This window comes from Micromonospora sp. NPDC048842 (genome assembly GCF_040649935.1).
Classification (GTDB): domain Bacteria; phylum Actinomycetota; class Actinomycetes; order Mycobacteriales; family Micromonosporaceae; genus Micromonospora; species Micromonospora hortensis.
This window is the reverse complement of the sequence record NZ_JBEZGK010000003.1, coordinates 450,207-468,807: the sequence shown is the minus strand read 5'-3', so window position 1 is coordinate 468,807 and position 18,601 is coordinate 450,207. Positions and strand designations below refer to the sequence as shown.

At 73.6% G+C, this 18,601-nt stretch carries 13 protein-coding genes; 5 read left to right on the top strand and 8 right to left on the bottom strand.

All coding sequences use genetic code 11. The annotated features are described in order from the left end of the window. Positions 1–82: 82 nt before the first annotated feature. Both AB0C19_RS06930 and AB0C19_RS06925 read right to left on the bottom strand, forming a co-directional pair. On the bottom strand, positions 83–943 hold the full coding sequence (locus tag AB0C19_RS06930) for a siderophore-interacting protein (RefSeq protein WP_357180608.1): 861 nt from the start codon (positions 941–943) through the stop codon (positions 83–85). Positions 944–947: 4 nt separating this feature from the next. After that, complete coding sequence (locus tag AB0C19_RS06925; protein WP_357180605.1) at positions 948–1,979, bottom strand: ABC transporter substrate-binding protein; 1,032 nt, start codon at positions 1,977–1,979, stop codon at positions 948–950. A gap of 235 nt (positions 1,980–2,214) precedes the next feature. Here AB0C19_RS06925 and AB0C19_RS06920 point away from each other — a divergent pair, with 235 nt between their 5' ends. From AB0C19_RS06920 to AB0C19_RS06905, 4 genes are read left to right on the top strand one after another with little or no spacing between them, the layout of a single operon-like run. Continuing rightward, positions 2,215–3,165 (top strand): iron chelate uptake ABC transporter family permease subunit, encoded by a 951-nt coding sequence (locus AB0C19_RS06920; protein ID WP_357180734.1) that lies wholly within the window; start codon positions 2,215–2,217, stop codon positions 3,163–3,165. Further along, positions 3,162–4,187: an iron chelate uptake ABC transporter family permease subunit gene (locus AB0C19_RS06915; RefSeq protein WP_357180602.1), complete on the top strand. Its 1,026-nt coding sequence runs from the start codon at positions 3,162–3,164 to the stop codon at positions 4,185–4,187. The genes AB0C19_RS06920 and AB0C19_RS06915 overlap by 4 nt, the downstream gene beginning before the upstream one ends. Positions 4,188–4,216: 29 nt before the next feature. Beyond that, complete coding sequence (locus AB0C19_RS06910; protein ID WP_357180599.1) at positions 4,217–5,041, top strand: ABC transporter ATP-binding protein; 825 nt, start codon at positions 4,217–4,219, stop codon at positions 5,039–5,041. Continuing rightward, positions 5,038–7,110 (top strand): penicillin acylase family protein, encoded by a 2,073-nt coding sequence (locus tag AB0C19_RS06905; RefSeq protein WP_357180596.1) that lies wholly within the window; start codon positions 5,038–5,040, stop codon positions 7,108–7,110. Before AB0C19_RS06910 ends, AB0C19_RS06905 begins: the two co-directional genes overlap by 4 nt. 60 nt (positions 7,111–7,170) lie before the next feature. Here AB0C19_RS06905 and AB0C19_RS06900 read toward each other — a convergent pair whose 3' ends face one another. From AB0C19_RS06900 to AB0C19_RS06885, 4 genes are all read right to left on the bottom strand, one after another. Beyond that, positions 7,171–10,884, bottom strand: a complete 3,714-nt coding sequence (locus tag AB0C19_RS06900) for a S8 family serine peptidase (RefSeq protein ID WP_357180593.1) — start codon at positions 10,882–10,884, stop codon at positions 7,171–7,173. 328 nt (positions 10,885–11,212) lie between these two features. After that, complete coding sequence (locus AB0C19_RS06895; RefSeq protein WP_357180590.1) at positions 11,213–11,821, bottom strand: bifunctional 4-hydroxy-2-oxoglutarate aldolase/2-dehydro-3-deoxy-phosphogluconate aldolase; 609 nt, start codon at positions 11,819–11,821, stop codon at positions 11,213–11,215. A gap of 67 nt (positions 11,822–11,888) precedes the next feature. After that, on the bottom strand, positions 11,889–12,914 hold the full coding sequence (locus AB0C19_RS06890) for a sugar kinase (RefSeq protein ID WP_357180587.1): 1,026 nt from the start codon (positions 12,912–12,914) through the stop codon (positions 11,889–11,891). Between the two features lie 94 nt (positions 12,915–13,008). Next, positions 13,009–13,872, bottom strand: coding sequence for a S1 family peptidase (locus AB0C19_RS06885; protein ID WP_357180584.1), 864 nt, complete (start codon positions 13,870–13,872; stop codon positions 13,009–13,011). A gap of 170 nt (positions 13,873–14,042) precedes the next feature. On the opposite strand from AB0C19_RS06885, the gene AB0C19_RS06880 reads away from it, so the two are divergent. Beyond that, positions 14,043–15,227, top strand: coding sequence for a low temperature requirement protein A (locus AB0C19_RS06880; RefSeq protein WP_357180581.1), 1,185 nt, complete (start codon positions 14,043–14,045; stop codon positions 15,225–15,227). Positions 15,228–15,238: 11 nt separating this feature from the next. Here the strand turns inward: AB0C19_RS06880 and AB0C19_RS06875 are convergent, their stop codons facing one another. Both AB0C19_RS06875 and AB0C19_RS06870 read right to left on the bottom strand, forming a co-directional pair. Further along, positions 15,239–15,811 carry a nucleosidase gene (locus tag AB0C19_RS06875; protein WP_357180578.1) on the bottom strand — a complete coding sequence of 191 codons (573 nt, stop codon included), beginning with the start codon at positions 15,809–15,811 and terminating at the stop codon, positions 15,239–15,241. A 37-nt stretch (positions 15,812–15,848) separates the two neighbouring features. Further along, a complete protein-coding gene (locus AB0C19_RS06870; RefSeq protein ID WP_357180575.1) occupies positions 15,849–18,539 on the bottom strand; it encodes a hsp70 family protein in 2,691 nt (896 codons plus the stop codon). Positions 18,540–18,601: the final 62 nt, after the last annotated feature.

Genomic DNA, 18,601 nt, shown 5'->3' with positions numbered 1-18,601 from the left:
TTCTCGACGAGGGGCAGCCGAAACCCTCCCCGGCGCGGCGGTGCGCCTCGGGGCAGTGCTGCCGATCGGTTGGGGTCGTCAGTCAGGCGGTGACGCCGGCAAGCGCCTCGGCACGCAGGTCCTCTTCGGACAGTCCGCGTCGCCAGTAGCCGGCGAAGGTCACCCTCCGGCGGTCGAAGCCGCGCTCGTCGACGAGGTGCCGCCGTAGCGCCCGCACCGCGCCGGACTCACCGGCGATCCAGGCGTACGGGGTGCCGCCGGTGGAAAGCCGGGCGGCGCGAACGGAGCTGACCAGCAGGTCACTGCCGGGCGGTGTGCTGCCCCGCACGATCCACCTGATCTCGGCGTCGGCCTCGGTGGGCAGGTCGGTGATGTCCGCGGCGTCGGGCACCTCGATCCAGGCGCGGACCCGGGTGCCGGCGGGCAGCCAGGCCAGGATGCCCTCGGTGGCCGGCAGCGCGGTCTCGTCGGCGGCGAGCAGCACGAGGTCCGTGCCGTCCGGCGGGCGGAAGCAGACGCTGCGGTTGTCGGGCACCGCCGGGCCGAGCAGCAGCACCCGGTCTCCGGGGCCGGCCAGGACCGCCCAGCGGGAGGCGGGGCCGGTGTCGCCGTGGCTGACGAAGTCGATGTCGATCTCCGTGTCGGCCGGGCGGTGTTCCCGGATGGTGTACGAGCGCAGCACCGCGCGGACGTCCGCCGGCAGTGCTCGCCACCCGCCGAACCAGTCCTCGCCCTGCTCGACCGGAACCACCGGGGCGTGCTGCCCGGGGTGCGGCAGGAACAGCGAGACGCTCTGGTCCCGGCCGCCGCCGGCGAAGTCGGCCAACTCCGCGCCACCGAAGGTGACCCGGATCAGCGAGGCGCCGACCCGGTGGGCCCGGACGACGTGCGCGGCGTAGAAGCGGTACTGCGAGGTGATCGGTGCGGCGGCGCTCGTACTCATGGCGTCAGCTGACCTTCTTCGCGTTCCGGATGGCGGTGGCGAGGTTCTCCAGCAGCGGCGCGGAACCGGCGTACGAGAAGCGGGGTACCGCGTCCCACGGGCTCACCTGGTTGGCAGTGACCGCCGGCAGTTGCTGCCAGGTCGGCTTGGCGGTGAGGTCCTTGGCCTGCAGGGCGGTGCTGCGGTTGTCCAGCAGGATCAGGTCGGCCGGGAACTTGCCGGCGCTCTCCCAGCTCAGCGCCTCGAAGTAGTCGCCGGCTTCGAGCTTGGTGGGGACCACGATGTCGACGCCCAACTCGGCGAAGTACATCAGGTCGGTGCTGACCTTCGGGTTGGAGACGTAGAAGAGGTCGGGGCTGCCGGAGCAGGCCATCACCTTGATCCCGGGGTTGGCCTTGACCGCCTGCCGGACCGCCTCGGCGGCGGCGTCGAAGCGGGCCTTTCCGTCGGTGACCTTCTTCGCGGACAGGTCCGCGCCGAGCGACTCGGCCAGCGCCGCGTACCGCTCGATGGGCTTGGTCATCGGCACCCGGGCGGTGGTGATCGCCACACTGGGCGCCAGCGGGAGGATCTTGGCCTTGCTCTCGTCCGGCACGTACCAGAGCGCGTCCGGGTCGTACATGTGGGTGACCAGCAGTTCGGGGCGCAGCGCCGCGTACTTCTCAAGGCTGAACTCGCCCCACACGTTGCCGAGGATCTCGACGCCCTCGACGTTCAGGTCGCCGGCCTGCGGCTCGGCCGTGCCGTCGGCGCGCTTGGTCTCACCGAACACGCCCACGAGCTGCTTGTCGAGACCGAAATCGATCAGGGCCGCCGCCACACCGGTGAAGGCCACCACGCGAGCCGGACGGGCCGCCGCCTCGACCTTCGTGCCGCGATCGTCGGTGAACGACCAGGGACCACTTCCGTTGCCGGCGGCGGGTTTCGCGGCGTCGTCCTTGCCACAGGCGGCGAGCAGGGTGGCCAGCGTGGCAGCGCCACCGGCGGCCAGCAGGCCACGGCGGGAGAGGCGGCGGGCGGACAGGGCATCGGGCATGGTGTTGTCTTTCGATCAAGGGTTGGCCGGGGTCGACCAGGGCAGCGGGGTTAGGTTAGCCTAACCTCGGTCATTGTCAACAGCGGTACGTCGTGTCGCCACCACCCCGGAGCCCACACTGGACGCCACACCCACCGTCACCCGACCGGCACCACCAGTGCCGGTCAGGCAAACGGCCGCACCCCCGAGCCGGCGTGGCCGTCGGGCAGCCCGCGCCGCCGGCCTGGTCACCGCCGTGGCACTGCTCGCGGTGATCGTGGTGCTCAGCATCGCGGTCGGCGCGAAGGCCATGCCGCTCGCCGACGTCTGGTCCGGGTTGCTGCACCGTGACGCCACCGAGTACGCGGTGGTGCACCGGATGCGCCTGCCCCGCACCCTGCTCGGGCTGCTCGCCGGCACCGCCCTCGGTGTGGCGGGCGCTGTCATGCAGGCCCTCACCCGCAACCCACTCGCCGACCCCGGGCTGCTCGGTATCAACGCCGGCGCGTCCGCGGCCGTCGCCACCGCCGCCGCGTTCCTGGGCGTCACCGCCGTCGGCGGGTACGTCTGGTTCGCGCTGCTCGGCGCGGCGGCGGTGACCGCGCTCGTCTACGCCGTCGGCGGCGGACGCGGCGCCACCCCGGCCCGCCTCGCGCTGGCCGGCGCGGCGCTCAACGCCACCCTCTACTCCTACGTGAGCGCGGTGATGCTGCTGGACACCGCGTCGCTGGAGCGACTGCGCTTCTGGACGGTCGGCTCGCTGGCCAGCGCGGACTCCGCAACAGTCACCCGGGTGCTGCCGTTCATCCTCATCGGGCTGCTGGTCGCGCTCGGTGCGGCTCGTCCGCTGAACGCGCTGGCGCTCGGCGACGACGCGGCGCGAGCCCTCGGCGCTCGACCCGCGCTGATCCGCGCCGCCGTGATCGTCGCCGTCACCCTGCTCTGCGGCGCGGCGACCGCCGCGTGCGGGCCGATCGTCTTCGTCGGGCTCCTCGTGCCGCACCTGGTCCGCGCCCTGACCGGCCCGGACCTGCGCTGGCTGCTGCCGTACTGCGCGGTGCTCGCACCCGCGTTGCTACTCGGCGCCGACGTGCTCGGCCGGGTGCTGGGCCGCCCCGGAGAACTCCAGGTCGGCATGGTGACCGCGGTGCTGGGCGGCCCGCTCTTCCTGTGGCTGGTCACGCGCCGACCGGTGGCGCAACCGTGAGCGTTCTGCGTAGTGGGGGGTTGTCGCTGCGGTTCCGGCCCCGCGCGTTGGGCGTCGGGGCCGGCGCGGCGGTGCTCGCGGCCGGGTTCGGCCTGGTGGCCCTGGGCAGTGGCGACTACCCGATGGGGCCGGCGGACGTGCTGCGCACGCTGACCGGCGGTGGCACTGTGGCGGAGCAGTTCATCGTGCTCGAGCTGCGCCTGCCCCGGCTGGTCACCGCCCTGTTGGTCGGTGCGGCGTTGGCTCTCGCCGGCACTGTGTTCCAGTCGCTGGTCCGCAACCCGTTGGGCAGCCCGGACATCCTGGGCTTCACCCAGGGCGCGTCGACCGGGGCGCTGGTGGTGGTCGTCCTCGGTGGCAGCAGCCTGGCGTTGGCCGGCGCGGCGGTCGTCGGTGGTCTCGGCACCGGTCTGCTGATCTACGCGCTCGCCTGGCGGCGTGGAGTGCACGGCTACCGGCTCATCCTGGTCGGCATCGGGGTGTCCGCGATCCTGACCGGCGTCAACGGCTACCTGCTGACCCGGGCGCCCCTGATGGAAGCCGCCCGCGCGGTCCTCTGGCTCACCGGCAGCCTGGACGGGCGAGGCTGGGCCAACGCGGGGCCGCTGCTCGCCGTCCTGGTCGTGGTGGCGCCGCTGGTGCTCGTCGGCTGCGCCCCGGCGCTGCGGATGATGGAGTTGGGCGACGACGCGGCCAGTGCCCTGGGCGTGCCGGTGCGCCGGCTGCGCCTGGTGCTGCTCGCTGCCGCCGTGCTGCTGGTCTCGTTCGCGGCGGCCGCCGCCGGGCCGGTGTCCTTCGTGGCGCTCGTCGCCCCGCACGTGGCGAAACGACTGACCCGGGCCCCGGGTCCGAACCTGCTGCCGTCGATGGCCGTCGGCGCGGCGCTGCTGGTCGGGGCCGACCTGGTGGCGCAGCGCGCGTTCGCCGGGCACCAACTCCCGGTCGGCGTGGTGACCGGCGTGATCGGCGGCGGTTACCTGGTCTGGCTGCTGGCGATGGAACGTCGGGCGGGCCGGCTGTGAACATCAGTGACGCCCTCGAAGGAGCACCCATGCGACCCGGCGATTCCCGGCTCGGCGGCACCGCGCTGACCCTCGCCTACGACCAGCGGACCATCGCCGAGAACCTGACAGTGGCGGTGCCCGACAGGTCGTTCACCGTGATCATCGGGCCGAACGCGTGCGGCAAGTCGACGCTGCTGCGCGCCCTGTCCCGGATGTTGCGCCCCAGCGCCGGTGCGGTGCTGCTGGACGGACGCGACATTCACGACCTGCCGGCGCGCACTGTGGCCCGTACGCTCGGCCTGTTGCCGCAGTCGTCGATCGCACCGGACGGCATCAGCGTCGCCGAGTTGGTCGCCCGGGGTCGCTACCCCCACCAGGGGCTGCTGCGGCAGTGGTCCCGCGAGGACGAACGGGTGGTCGAGGAGTCGATGGCCGCGACCGGGGTCGACGACCTCGCCGACCGCGCGGTGGACGAGTTGTCCGGCGGGCAGCGGCAGCGGGTCTGGATCGCCATGGCGCTGGCCCAGCAGACGCCCCTGCTGTTGCTCGACGAGCCGACCACGTACCTCGACATCGCCCACCAGATCGAGATCCTGGACCTCTGCGCCCGGTTGCACGAGGAGCAGGGCCGCACCCTTGTCGCGGTGTTGCACGACCTGAACCACGCGGCCCGCTACGCCACCCATCTGATCGCGATGCGCGACGGACGCGTGGTGGCCGCCGGGGAGCCCGCGTCGGTGGTCACCGCCGACCTGGTGGCGGAGGTGTTCGGGCTGCCCTGCCGGGTGATCGACGACCCGGAGACGGGCACCCCGCTGGTCGTCCCCGCGGCCCGACGCCGTGCCACCACAGTGGTCCCGGAGCCGGCGTGAGCGAGCACAGCGAGCAAACCAGCAACGAGCGGCGTTTCCGCGACCCGTGGGGAGTGCCGCACCTGCGGGCCGACGACCCGCTCGCGCTGGCGGCGGCGCAGGGTCGGGTGACCGCGTACGACAGGGCCTGGCAGATCGAGGTGGAACGGCACCGCGCCCAAGGCACCAGCGCGGCGTTCCTCGGGCCCGACGCGCTCGGCTGGGACCGGTTCGTCCGGCAGGTCCGGCTCGACGACACCGCACGCCGCTGCCACGCGGCGCTGGACCCGGCGACCGCCGAGTGGGTGGGCGCCTACGTGGACGGCGTCAACGCCGCTCTCGCCGCCGGGGCGGCCCGGTCACCGGAGTTCGCCGCCACCGGGCTGCGCCCGGGTCGGTGGGAACCGTGGACGCCGCTCGCGGTCTGGCTGGGCCACCACATCCTGTTCGCCGGGTTCCCCGGCAAGCTCTGGCGCGAGCACGTGGCGCAGCGGCTCGGGCCGGACGCGATCGGCCTGTTCGCCACCGACGGGCCGGCCGTGGCCGGCAGCAACGGATGGCTGCTCGCCGCCGAGCGCACCGACACCGGAGCCGCGCTGCTCGCCGGTGATCCGCACCGGTTCATCGAGGATCCCGGTGTCTACCAGCAGATCCGGCTGGCCTGCCCGGAGTACGACGTGGTCGGGTTGGCGGTGCCGGGTGTGCCGGGCATCGCGCACTTCGGGCACACCGGCGGAGTGGCCTGGGCAATCACCAACGCGATGGCCGACTACCAGGACGTGTACGCGGAGCGGCTGCGCCGCGACGGCCCCCGGGTGCAGGCGCTCGGCCCGGACGGCTGGCGACCGGCGCACCGCCACGTCGAGACCATCGAGGTGGCCGGGGCCGACAGGGTCGAGGTCGAGGTGGTGGAGACCGACCGCGGCCCGGTGATCGCCGGTGGACCGGACGACGAGACAGCCGTCAGCCTGCGCTACCCGCCCCGGGTCCGGGGTGATCTCGGTTTCGCGACGCTGCCGGAGCTGCTGCGCGCCCGCACCGTGGCCGACGTGGACCACGCGCTGCGGCACTGGGTGGAGCCGGTCAACGTGGTGCAGGCGGCGGACACCGCCGGAGGGCTGTTGCACCGGGTCGCCGGGGCGGTGCCGGTGCGGCACCCGGAGAACGGCCGACGGGTGGTCCCCGGGTGGGACGCCGCCTACGCATGGCAGGGCTGGCACGCGCCGATGCCCCGTGCCGAGGTGGTCGGTCGGTCGGTGATGGCCAACGAGCGCGGTCTGGCGGCACCGCTCGGGGTGGAGTTCGCCCCACCGCACCGGGCGCGTCGCATCGCCGAGCTGCTCGACGCCCGTTCGGCGTGGACGGCCGACGAGATGGTTTCGGTGCACACCGACACGTACCTGGGCGCGGCCGGGCCGCTGCTGGCGGTGCTCGCCGAGTCGACGGGGCTCGGTCCGGCCGCCGCAGCGCTGCGGGAACGACTGCTGCGCTGGGATCGCCGGATGGCCGCGGACAGCACTGACGCGGCGGCCTACGCCATCCTGCGGGCGGCTGTCGTACGCCGGATCGCCGCCCACCCGGCGCTGGCCGAGCTGGCCGAGCTGCCCGCGTACCCCGAGGTGTTCGCGCCCTGGCTGGCGCTGACGCCGCGCGTCGGTCACGCGCTGGAGCACCTGCTCGGCGCGACGCCGCTGCCCGGTGTGGACATCGCCGCGCTGGTACGGGCGGCGGCCGAGGAGGTCGCCGACGCGGCGGCCGAGCCGGTGCCCTGGGGGGACCTGCACCGGCTGGCGGCGTGGCGGGCCCTGCCCGGCTCGGACACCGGGCCCGGCCCCCGGCTCGACGGTGACCACGACTGCGTGTTGGCCACCTCCAGCGTGCCCGGGGTCACCCACTGGTGCTTCCGGGGGCCGGCGGCGCGCTTCGTCTGGGACCTGGCCCGCCGCTCGGACAGCCGCTGGGTGGTCCCCCTGGGCACCTGCGGGGTGCCCGGCGACCCGCACCACGACGACCAGAGCGCCGCCTGGCTGGCCGGGGACCTGCTGCCTGTGGTGACAGACTGGGACCACCTCGCTGAGGAACTCCACTGACGGCGCCGGCCGCCGCTCGGGATGTTTCACCACCCCGAGCGGCGGCCGACCGCAGTGCTGTCAGCGCAGGCCGAACGCCCGGCTGATGCTCTGGCTCACTGTGTTGCCGGCGGTGTCACGCGCCGTGGTGCGCAGGCTCACGAAGCCGGCCTTCGTGGGTGCGGCCAGCGCGGTACGCCAGCCGTCGCCGTGCCGGGTCAGCCGCTGCTTCTGCCAGGTCGCCCCGTCGTCGTAGGACACCTCGACTGTCACCGCGCCGATCCTGCCGGTGACGTCGGGCAGGTGGGAGGCGACAACTGTCAACGGTGCCCGCCGGGACGCCTTGCCGGTGGAGTCGATGGCCACCCGGTAGTCCAGCTGGATCATCGGCAGCACCTCGGCCGACTCCTCCCCGGTGACCGCCGAGTGGAAGCCCCACTCGGTGCGAGTCTGCCGGGAGTACGGGTTCGTCCACGCGGCCCTGTCGTTCTCCACCACCAGCCGATACGGCAGCCGCTGCTGGGCCAGACCGGAAACCTGGAGGTACTCGGCGTTGCCCCAGTTCAGCTCCTTGTCGCCCTGGTAGAGGGTGGTCCGGTTGACCATGTCGTAGTTCGCGTACGCCTCACCGATGTGGCCGCCCCCGTCGCCCCACCCGGGCGCGGGCAGGTAGACGGTGTCCAGGTAGCGGACCGGCACGTAGTTCCCGCCCATCCGGGGTCGCTGGATCGGCCCGAACCAGGTGACGGCGCTCGGCTTACCGGCCGGGTACGTGGTCACCGCCATCAGGTGCTGACCGGTCTCGCCGGCGATGAACGCGTCGTCGATCCACCGCTGGTCGGCGCTCACCCAGTCGGTGCGTCGGCCCTGCGCCGGGGCCGGCTCCTGGTTGCTCGACGCCCAGCCGCGCCAGACGTCGGTACGGAACTCCAGCGCCTTGCCCTGCCGGTAGTTGCGGAACTCCACGTCGACCCGGGCCAACTGCCGCTTCGTGGGCCGGTAGGTGGGGTCGGCCGGCACCGTACCGGTCCAGTGGTGCGCCACGTCGTACAGGTAGCTGGTCTCCGGGTGCGACTCGACGGTGAGCCGCACCGCGCCCCGCTCCAGCGCGGCGATGAGCTGCCCACCCTCGTCGGCGCCGAGGGTGGCCACTGTCACCGGGGCCGGGCTCTCCGGGCTCCACGCCGCCTCGTCCCAGGGCTGGAGCCGACCGACGCCGTCGTTGACCACGAGCAGCAGCTTCGCTCCGGCCGCCGCGGCGGCCTGCGCCTGGGTGGCGATGTCCACACTGTCACTGCGGCGCACCACCACGGCCCGGTCCCGGACCGGACGCTTGACCAGCCCCGTCGCCGACGCGTCGGCGACGAAGACCGCGTCCAGCTGGCGACGACCGGCCGGCAGCGCCGGGGTCGCCCGCTTCACCAACAGATCGTCGTACGAGCGACCGCCCGCCGAAACGGTCAGGGCCGGCTGCTCCAGCCGCCACCGGGCGCCGAACTCGAACTCGCCGTCGGTCACCGGACGGGTCGTCGGCAACGCCCACATGCTGTCGTACGAGTCGTCGGGCAGCACCTGACTCTCGGTGAGCCCGTTCTTCGTGGACCGGTGGATGTCCATCCGCAGCGCGCTGGCGGTGGCCTCCTGCGGCACCCGGGCCTGCACCTGCCGGGCGGCGCGCGCGTCCAGGGTGACGGTGCGGTCGCGGTCCAGGTTCACGTCGGTGAAGCTGAGCATCGCCATGCCCTTGGAGTGCGGCCCGTGCGCGCCGCGCACGTCCGCGGAGATCCAACCGTTCCAGCTTCCCACCGGCAGCCGCAGCGTGGCGGTGCCGCTCTCGGGCAGGTCCACGGCGGTGAACAGGGTGTCAGCGGTGAGGATGACCTTGCCGACGAGCGGTTTGCCGTCGCGGTCCTTGGCGACCAGCGTCAGGTTCTGCCGCTGGCCCTCCTTGCCGGCGCCGATCAGGGTGCGCCCGCGCACCGCACCGGTGTCGTCGGTGGCGACGATCATGCCGCTGACCTGCTTCTCCACCGGCAGCTTGTCGTACGCGGCGGTCACCGTCACGGTGGCGGTGCCGCCCGCGGGCACGGCGACCCGGTCGGCGGAGAGCGCGAACAGTCCGGCCGGCGCGGTGGCCACGTCGAGGGCCAGCTTCAGGGCGACCGGCGCGCTGCCGACGTTGGTGTAGGTGACAGTGCGGTCGACGGTCATGCCCGGCTGCTGCGGCCACGCCTGGAAGCCGGAGTAGGCGCTCGGGGTGGCGAAGACCGTGGCGTGCGCGGCGGCGACCGCGTCGACCCGACCGGCACCCGCCTGGTACGGGGTGTACCCGGGGGTGGCCTTGACCGTGCTGACCAGCGCTTCCTTGATCCGCTGACCGGTCCAGTCCGGGTGCGCGGCGGCAACCAGCGCGGCCGTTCCGGCCACGTGTGGGGTGGCCATCGACGTGCCGCTCATCAGCGTGTAATCGCCGGAGCCACCCCGCACCAGGTGCGAGCGGGCCGCCAGGATGTCCACGCCGGGGGCGGTGATCTCGGGCTTGAGCCCGCCGTCGCCGGCGCGTGGCCCCTGGCTGGAGAAGTCGGCGAGGTGGTCGGTGGCGTCGACGGCGCCCACTGTGAGCGCGGAGTTGGCGGCGCCCGGGCTGCCGATGGTGGCCGGGCCGCTGTTGCCGGCGGCGATCACGAAGAGGGCACCGGTCTCGGCGCTGAGTCGCTCGACCGCCTGGCTCATCGGGTCGCTGCCGTCGGTGGCCTCACCGCCCAGGCTCATGCTGACCACCCGGGCCTTCTGCTCCCGGGCCGCCCACTCCATGCCGGCGATGATCCACGAGTTCTGCCCACTGCCCTCGCTGTTGAGCACCTTGCCGATGTGTAGGCGGGCACCCGGGGCGACGCCCCGCTCGGCGCCACCGGACGCGGCACCGGTGCCGGCGATCGTCGAGGCGACGTGCGTGCCGTGGCCCTTGTAGTCGAGGATGTCGGGCTCCTCGGGCACGAAACTGCTCGACTCGGCGATCTGCCCGGCGAGATCCGGGTGTTCCGCGTCCGCACCCGAGTCGAGCACAGCGACGTCGACACCGGCGGCGGTGTTGCCCTCGGCCCACAGCTTCGGCGCACCGATCTGCGCTGTGGACTCGGCCAGGTCCGCGTGCACCCGACCGTCCAACCAGACCTTCGCAATGCCGTTGGCCAGGGTCGGGGCGTCACCCGTACGCCGGGTCGAACCGGCGGTCAGAGCGGTCCAGAACCGGTCGGCGGTGGCGCGCTGGCGGGTCAGCGCCGCGCCCTGCACGCTGTCCAACGGTCGGACCAGCTTCGCGCCGTCGACTGTGGGACGGGTGCGGTTGCGGGCCGCCGCGTCGGTCATCGTGACGATCAGCGGAAGCGCGTCGGTGTGCGCGTCGTCGTAGCCGTCGGCGATGAGGTCGGTGACGTTGAACAGCTGCCGGTCCAGAACACCACTGGTCACATAGGACAGCGCGGCGTCCGGGTAGACGTAGGTGTCGCCGTCGCGCACCGTGCGGTGGAAGCTCGGGGTGCTGCCGTCTGGCCGGCGCACTGTCGACACAGTGCTGCCGTCCGGTGCTGTGGTGACGGTGACCGTGTCACCGGTGATCAGGGTGACGGTGGACGCGCGTCCGGCGGCGGCCGGGGGTTGACCCGCCGGGCGGTCGGGGTTGTTCGGCGGGGCGGCGGCCGCTCCCGCGCCGGGTGGGGTGAACCCGGCCGCCAGGGTGAGGGCGGCGCCGAGGGCGATCAGCCCGGATCGGCGGCGCCGGTGAGACAGAGCCACGATGACCTCTTTGTGTCGAGAAGTGGTACGCACCACAGCATCGACGCAGAGCCCACCCCAACCGCGCCCCCAACCTCGACGCACTTACGCCATGGCGCAACCCCGCCACCCACCCCGCTCTCCCCCGTCCCCGCCCCCGCCCCCCGCCCCCGCGCCCCGCGCCCCGCGCCGATCTTGCACTTTGTGTCGCGACCAAAGCCGCGAATCAGGGCGCATCGGCAACCGCAAGTGCAAGATCGGCGGGGTGGGGCGGGGAGGGAGGGCGGTGGGGAGGGCGGTGGGGAGGGAGGGCGGTGGGGCGGGTGGGTGGGTTAGGGGGTGGGGCGGGTTAGGGGGTGGGGCGGGTTAGCTTGGCTAGGGCGTCTAGTTGGGTGGGGTCGGAGAGGGCTGAGCCGACTGCTACGACACGTACTCCTGCTTGTAGGAACGCTCCCGCGTTGCCGGCGTCGAGGCCGCCGGTGGCGACGAAGCGCACCTGCGGCAGCGGGCCGGCGACGGCCTTGAACCAGGCCGGGCCGAGGGAGATCGCGGGGAACGCCTTGAGCCAGGTGAGGCCGTGCCGCAGTGCCTGCTGGGCCTCGGTGGGGGTGGCCACACCGGGCAGGTGCGGAAGGCCACGCGCGGCGGCGGCGTCGGCGACCGCGAGGTCCAGGCCGGGCGCGACGGTGAACCGGGCGCCCGCGTCGGCCGCCGCGGCGACCTGGTCGACGTCGAGCACGGTGCCGGCGCCGACGATCCGGTCGCGTGCGGCCCCCGCCTCGACGGCGGCCCGCAGCGCCGGCACCGCGTCGGCGGTGGCCACCGGAACCTCCACCACGTCGATGCCGAGGTCCCAGGCACGCTCGGCGAGTCGAACGGTCTCGGCGACCGGCAGGCCGCGCAGGATCGCCATCACCCGGGCGCCGCCGAAGATGTGGTCGAAGTCCGGTGTGGTCATGGTGCACTCCATCCGATGTCGCGGTGGGACTGTTGCTGCTGGTCGGGTCGCAATCCGCCGGCCCGGCTCAGGTCGTCGCGCCCGGGTCGGTCAGGTCGAGTGGCGACCAGGCGTCGGCGGGGGCGTCGATGAGTTTCTCGAACCAGGCCCACTGCGGGACGGGGGCGTTGTCGCCGCTGCTGGTCAGAGCCTGCGCGGCGACGAGGTGACCGAGGCGCAACCGCCGCACCGGGTCGAGGCCGCGGAGCAGCCCGGCCAGGTAGCCGGCGGCGAAGGCGTCTCCGGCGCCGACCGGCTCCACCACCGTCACCCGGGGCGCGGGCACGAAGACCGGTTCGGCGTCGCGGACCAGTGCGGTGGCGCCCACCGCGCCGTCCTTGACCACCACCGTCGCCGGATCCGGCAACAGCTCGCGTACGGCCGTCGGGTCGGTGGTACCCCAGAGGGTTTCCGCCTCGTCCTGCCCGACGAAGACGAGGTCGCAGCGGTTGGCGAGGTCGCGCAGCACCGGCGCGGCCTGCTCGGCGGGCCACAGCCGGGCCCGGTGGTTGACGTCGAAACTGACCAACGCCTGCGCCAGCGGTCGGTCGGTCACCGCGTGCTCGACCAGCGCCCGGCAGGACGCGGACAGCGCCGCTGTGATTCCGGACAGGTGCAGCACCCGGGCGCCGGCCAGCGCCGGGTCGGCCAGCGTGGCGGGGTCCATCCGGGCGGCCGCCGACCCGGCCCGGTAGTAGTGCACTGCGGTTCCCTCCGGGCCGGGGTCCTTGACGTACAGGCCGGTGGGGGCGGCCGGGTCCACGCACACCTGGTCGACCCGGACTCCGGCGGCGGCGACGTGCCGGACGACGGCCCGACCGAAGGGGTCGTCGCCGACCCGGCTCACCCAGGTCGTCAGGTGTCCCAGGCGGGCCAGGTAACCGGCCACGTTGGACTCGGCCCCACCGACCGAGACGGCGACCCGCTCGGCGCGCTCCAGCGGCTCACCCGGCGCGGGGCAGAGCACCACCATCGTCTCCCCCACGGCGGCCACCTCGATCGACGGAAGGCCGGCCGGAACACTCGGCTGGTCAGGTCGGGGGGCGGTCGGCATCGGGCACACGTCCTCGCGGCGGGGGTGCTGGGCGTCGCCGAGCCTAGGTGTCCCGCGCGGGGTGGGCAACCCGTCGCACGTCACACCTTGACGCTCAGGGCAACGTCAGCCCATACGCGGCCAGCACCTCCGCGATCGGCTGGTAGTAGGTGGTGCCGCCGGCGGTGCAGTTGCCGGTGCCGCCGGAGAGGATGCCGAGGATCCTGCCGGTGGAGGCCACGTAGAGCGGTCCGCCGCTGTCCCCCGGCTCGGCGCAGATGTTGGTGCGGATCAGGCCGTAGATCACGCCGGTGGCGTAGTTGACGGTCTGGTTGAGACCGGTGACGGTGCCGCAGCGCACGCCGGTGGTGCTGCCGCTGCGGCACACCGCCTGACCGATGTACGCGTTGCCGGGGCCGTTGATGGTCAGCAGGCCCGGGTAGGTGTAGACCGCGCTCGGGTGGGCGATCCGGCCGGTGTAGCGGATCAGCCCGTAGTCGTTGGTGGGGTAGCTGGTGGCGGTGCGGGTGCCGAGCACTGTGGTCTGGGCGCTGTCGGCGTACCAGGTGGCGGCGGCAGTGGTGCAGTGCCCGGCGGTGATCACGTAGTAGGTGCTGCCGCTGCGCGCGTTGGCGCCGAGCGAGCAGCGCGCGCCACCGCCGCCGTAGATGCCCTGCCCGCCGGCGATCAGGGGGCGCAGCGTTCCGGGTTCGCGGCGCAGCAGCACGCCGGCCCGGTCGGTCACCGCCCGCAGTGCGGCCAGTTCGCCGGGGGCCACGGTGTCGTCGACGGTGAGGGTCATCCGGCCGGTGGCGGGGTCGAGGCCCCAGGCGGTGCCCGCGGTGCGTACCCCGGTCAGCGTGGCCGTCGGGTCGGCGGCGGGCGCGGCGGCCCGGTCGGGGACGGCGGCCTGCGCCGCGCCGGGCGCGACGAGCAGCAGGGTGGTCAGGACGAGGGCGACCAGCGGGGAGCGGCGCATCCGAACCTCCGAAGAGATCGAGATTGATGGATGCGGTAAAGCATCGCCCGGCGCCCGACGCCGTGGCAACCTCCGGACGCCCTCTTCCCCGACCGGCGGGAATCGCCGATCCGGGGACGGGCCGCGCCGGCACCGCCGATAATCCTCGGAGACACGGCGGGAGGCCGGGCATGACCACCGGAGGCACCGCGGCGCTGGTACGCCGGCCGGACGGTTCGACGCGGGCCACGCTGCTGGAGTTGCTCTTCGACGTGGTCTTCGTGGCCTCGCTCGCGCTGACGTCGACCCTGCTCGCGGAAGTCCACAACTGGTCCGGCGCCGCGATGGTCCTGCTGATGCTGACGGCGATCTGGTGGACCTGGTCGGTCACCTCCACCACCACCGAGTTCTACGACCCTCAGCAGCGCCCCATCCAGGCCATCCTGATGGTCGCCATGGTCGGTTCGGTGGGGATGGCGGCATCGTTGCCGATGGTCTCCGACGGGCACGCGATGGTCTTCGCGATCTCGTACGTCGGCACGCACGTGATCCGCGGCATCATCCTGGTCACGACGTTGTACCGGAAGCGACATCGGGCGGCCATGGTCCGGGCCAGCCGGTTCTTCTTCTGGTTCGTGGTGTCCGGCGTCTTCTGGATCACGGGCGCGGCGTCCGGCACTGTGAACTGGGCCCTCTGGGCCATCGCCATCACGATCGACCTGATCTCCGCGGCGGCCCGCTACCCCACGCCCTGGCTGGGCCGGGTGCCCTCGGAGCAGTACGAGCGGACAACCGCGCATCTCGGCGAGCGGTACCAGCAGTTCATCATCCTGGCCCTCGGCGACATCATCCTGGTTCCCACGCTGCAGGTCAGCCGGGGCCCGCTGGCCGGGCTCCGGGTCGCCGCGCTGCTCTGCGCGTTCGCCATCATGCTGCTGCTCTGGCAGGTCTACGTCTTCCGGGCCGGCGAGTTGCTGGAGGCGGGGGCCGGGCCGAAGTCGGGCCGGCCGGCCCGGGTGGCTCCGTACACGCACCTGGTGATGCTGGCCGGCGTGGTCGCCACGGCGGCCTCGTTCGACCTGGTCGTCACCCGGCCGACCGGCACGACCCCGGTCGGGTGGCTCTTACTGATCATGGGCGGTCCGGCGCTGTTCGTGATCGGCCGCGCCCTGTTCACCCTGCTGGTGTCCATGCTCGTGCCGTGGCGGCGAATGCTCTGCCTCCCCCTGCCGCTGCTCACGCTGCCGTGGGCCGGCCGCTGGCCGCCGCTGCTGGTCACCGCCGTCGTGGCGCTCACGCTGGCGGCGCACATCCTGATTCCCGGAGCGGCCCGGGAGACCACACCGGGCCTGCGGATGCGGCAAGCAGACGACTGACCCTTACCTGTTCAGACGATGTGTCGAGCGGCCCACTCGGCGAGGTCCCGGGCGCACGCGTCCACCGACTCCTGCCAGGTTCGGGCCGCGCCCTCCCCCGCCTCGTCGCTGACCTGCTTCACCAGCCGGCACGGCACACCGGCCTGCGCGGCGGCCCAGGCCACCGCGTACCCCTCCATGTCGACCAGGTCGGCGCGCTGCGCCAACCGGTCCCGCTCGGCGTCGTCGGCCACGAAGGTGTCACCGGTCGCGAGCACCGCGCCCTCGGCTGCCAGCGGCAGCGGCGCCCCGTAGGTCTCGCCGGTGAGCGTGCGCAGCAGCTCGGTGTCCAGGTCGTGCTGGAGCACTGTGGCGACCTCGTGGATCCCGGCCCACCCGGGGCGCAACGCTCCCGCCGTACCCAGGTTGAGCAACAGGGCGGGGCGCGGCCCGGCGGCGAGCACCGCGGCCACCGCGCTGGCGGCATTCACCTTGCCCATGCCGGTGAGCAATACCGGCAGCTCGGGCGGCAGGTAGCGGGCCTCCTCACCCACGGCAAGAACCACCAACGGACGATCGGCGCGGACCGTACCTCGAAGATTCACCGGAGCATCGTACGAGCCGACCGGTGGGCCGGTGACGTCAGTCGTCGGTGAAGCGGTACAGCACGAAGTCCTTGTCCGCGCCACAGGCGATCACGTGGGTGTTCCACGAACAGGAAGAGCTGCGCACGTCCTTCAGCTCACCCAACTCGTCGACCTCCCCGGACTCGGCCCACACCCCGGCCAGCACCCGGTTGTCCGCGACCACGCTGGGCGCCTTGGCGAAGACCAGCAGGTTGCCCGCGTCGAGGCGGACCGCCACTCCGCCCCGGTCCCGCAGCACCGGTTGGCCGGCGGCGTCGAAGACGGTGACGGTCGGCTCCGGCAACTCCCGTTGGGCGAGCACCTGCTCACCCAACGGAACCAGACCGGTCACGCCCGGCGCCGACCATTTGATCATTTGCTCACCCTCGGTGGCCGCCACCACCTCGGTGCGCGCGACGTCGTTGTTCGGCACCTGCAACAGGCAGGCCCGCCGCTCACCGCAGGCCATCAGCTCCTTCGGGCGGTACTCGTCGTTGCCGGAGCGGTGCAGCACCACCGGCTCGGCGTCGGAGCCCAGGTCGTACGCGAGGAGCTGGTAACCACCCTCGTTGGCGGCCACGTACAGGCGGTCCTCGTGGGCGACCACCAGGTCGTCGAGGTCGGCGACGCTGCCCCACTGGCGCAGCACCGCGCCGGATGCCATGTCGAGCAGCCGCACCGACCGGTCCGCACCCACCTGGACCAGTCGCCGCCCCTTGCTCGCCCACGGGTTGCGGGGCGCGCCGTCGAGGAAGGCCGGCCCGCCCGCCGCCGCGTCGGTGCCGACCGGCCGGACCACGGTACGGCCACCGGCGTACTGGCCGCGGGGGTTGGGCTGCGTCCACTTCGCCGAGCCGTTGCTCAGGCGCAGACCGACCAGTTCGTCAGCGGTCCGGTCCACCAGCACCGCCGTGTCGTCGGCGAAGTAGACGTCGTCGTCACCACGCAGAACGCGCTGCCAGCGCTGCTCGCCGGTACGACCGTCGAGGACGGCCAGCGGTCGGGGGGTGCTGTCGCCCGGTGCGTCGGCGAGGACCGCGACCGCCCCGGGGACGGCGATGATCGCCTCCCAGTCGTCGGCCCGCACGTCGGTCTGCTTCCGCCACAACTGGTGGCCGTTGCCCGCGTCGACGGCCACCACCTCCAGCCGGTCGTCGGGCAGCGAAAACGCCAGGTAGGCCCGGTCGTCGAGCACCGCCGTCCACATGGCGACCGGCCGTTCGGCGCCGGCCGACGGCCGGGACAGCTCGCGCAGCGAGTCGAACTTCAGATCCGGATAGCGGTCCCGGGTCAGGTAGAGCGTCGCCGCGGTGGCCACCCCGACCAGGGCCAGCACCGCGCCGAGCACCACCCAGCGCGCCCGCCGCCAGCCTGTCGCGCCGCCGGGCGGGGTCGGGGTGGCGCCGGCCAGACCCGGCCCGGGGGGCGGGCCCGCCGGCGGGGTGGATCCCCGCCAGGGCTGCGACGGTACGACCGGCGCGGGCGCTCCCGCCGGGGCGGGCGGGCTCACCGGCGCCGCCGCGGGTGGCGCGAGCGGCGCTCCCGCGTACGCCGGGGCGGGTAGCGGCTTGCGCAGCGGCAGGTCGGTCAGGGCGCCCTCGGCCACCGGCAGCTCGGGCTGGTCCAGCACCGTCGGCGCGATCCCCAGCTCGGCGTGCAGCATGCGGGCCACCAGCGGGATTCGTGACGACCCGCCCACGAGGAACAGCCCGTCGAGCTGATCGGGGCGCAGCCCGGCGGCGGCGATGACCTCCCGGGTCCGCTGCACCGCCCGGCGCAGCAGTGGCGTGGCCACCCGCTCGACGTCCGCCCGGGTCAGCTGGATCGTCTCGGCCACTCCCGGCACCGCGACCGGGGCGACAGCGGAGCGGGACAGGGTCTCCTTCGCACCACGTACCTCGTCTGTGAGCCGGACCTGGTCGCGGCGCTGCTCCGGATCCGCCGGTCGGGTGAGCCGGGCCCACTGATCGGCGTGCCGCTCACCGACCAACTCGCCGACCCGACGCACCAGCGCGGCGTCGAGGTCCAGACCGCCCAGGTCTGGCAGGCCACCGTCGGCGACCACGCTGAAGCCGGAGTCCCCCCAGGGATCCGCGCCCTCGTTGCGCAGCACAGCGACGTCGAGCGTTCCGCCACCGAAGTCGAACACCGCTATCGCCCCACCGACCGGAACCGGACGGTGCAGCACCTGCGTGTAGTAGCGGGCGGCGGCCACCGGCTCCCGCAGCAGCCGGGTGCCGGGCGGTGTCGGCCCGGCGAGGGTGTGCTCGGCCGCCTGCGGCCAGCCGGCCCGCAGCAGCGCGTCGGCGAGGACCTGCCGCCGCGTCGCGTCCCAGGCGGCCGGACAGGTCACCACGGCCGGCGGCAGGAAACCCACAGCGCCCACCGCCGCCCGGCCGACCGCCGCCAGCACCGCGGCGAGCAGGTCGGCCGGCGGGTACGCGCGGTCGCCAAGCTGCACTGTCGGCTCGTCCACTCGACGCTTCGGGTTCGCCTCGAACCGGGCCGGGTCGGCCTGCGCCAACCGGCGGGCGTCCCAGCCGGTGTGCAAAGTGCCGTCCGGGTCGGCGTAGACGGCGGACGGACTGAGCGGTTGACCGTCCATCAGCAGCGGACGGGTCCGCCCGTCCGGCCAGCGCAGCACCGCGACAGTGTTGGACGTGCCGAGGTCGATGCCGAGGGCGAAACCCTCGTGCTGGCCTGCCATTGCCCGATACCTCCGCCGCGACGAGGGGAACTCGACCCCGCATCGTACGCAGGCCCCGCCGC

Bases quoted from the DNA above. Each gene is read 5' to 3' on its own strand.
- AB0C19_RS06930 (WP_357180608.1), bottom strand. From the start codon at position 943: ATGAGTACGAGCGCCGCCGCACCGATCACCTCGCAGTACCGCTTCTAC.
- AB0C19_RS06925 (WP_357180605.1), bottom strand. From the start codon at position 1,979: ATGCCCGATGCCCTGTCCGCCCGCCGCCTCTCCCGCCGTGGCCTGCTG.
- AB0C19_RS06910 (WP_357180599.1), top strand. From the start codon at position 4,217: ATGCGACCCGGCGATTCCCGGCTCGGCGGCACCGCGCTGACCCTCGCC.
- AB0C19_RS06895 (WP_357180590.1), bottom strand. From the start codon at position 11,821: ATGACCACACCGGACTTCGACCACATCTTCGGCGGCGCCCGGGTGATG.
- AB0C19_RS06890 (WP_357180587.1), bottom strand. From the start codon at position 12,914: ATGCCGACCGCCCCCCGACCTGACCAGCCGAGTGTTCCGGCCGGCCTT.
- AB0C19_RS06885 (WP_357180584.1), bottom strand. From the start codon at position 13,872: ATGCGCCGCTCCCCGCTGGTCGCCCTCGTCCTGACCACCCTGCTGCTC.
- AB0C19_RS06880 (WP_357180581.1), top strand. From the start codon at position 14,043: ATGACCACCGGAGGCACCGCGGCGCTGGTACGCCGGCCGGACGGTTCG.
- AB0C19_RS06870 (WP_357180575.1), bottom strand. From the start codon at position 18,539: ATGGCAGGCCAGCACGAGGGTTTCGCCCTCGGCATCGACCTCGGCACG.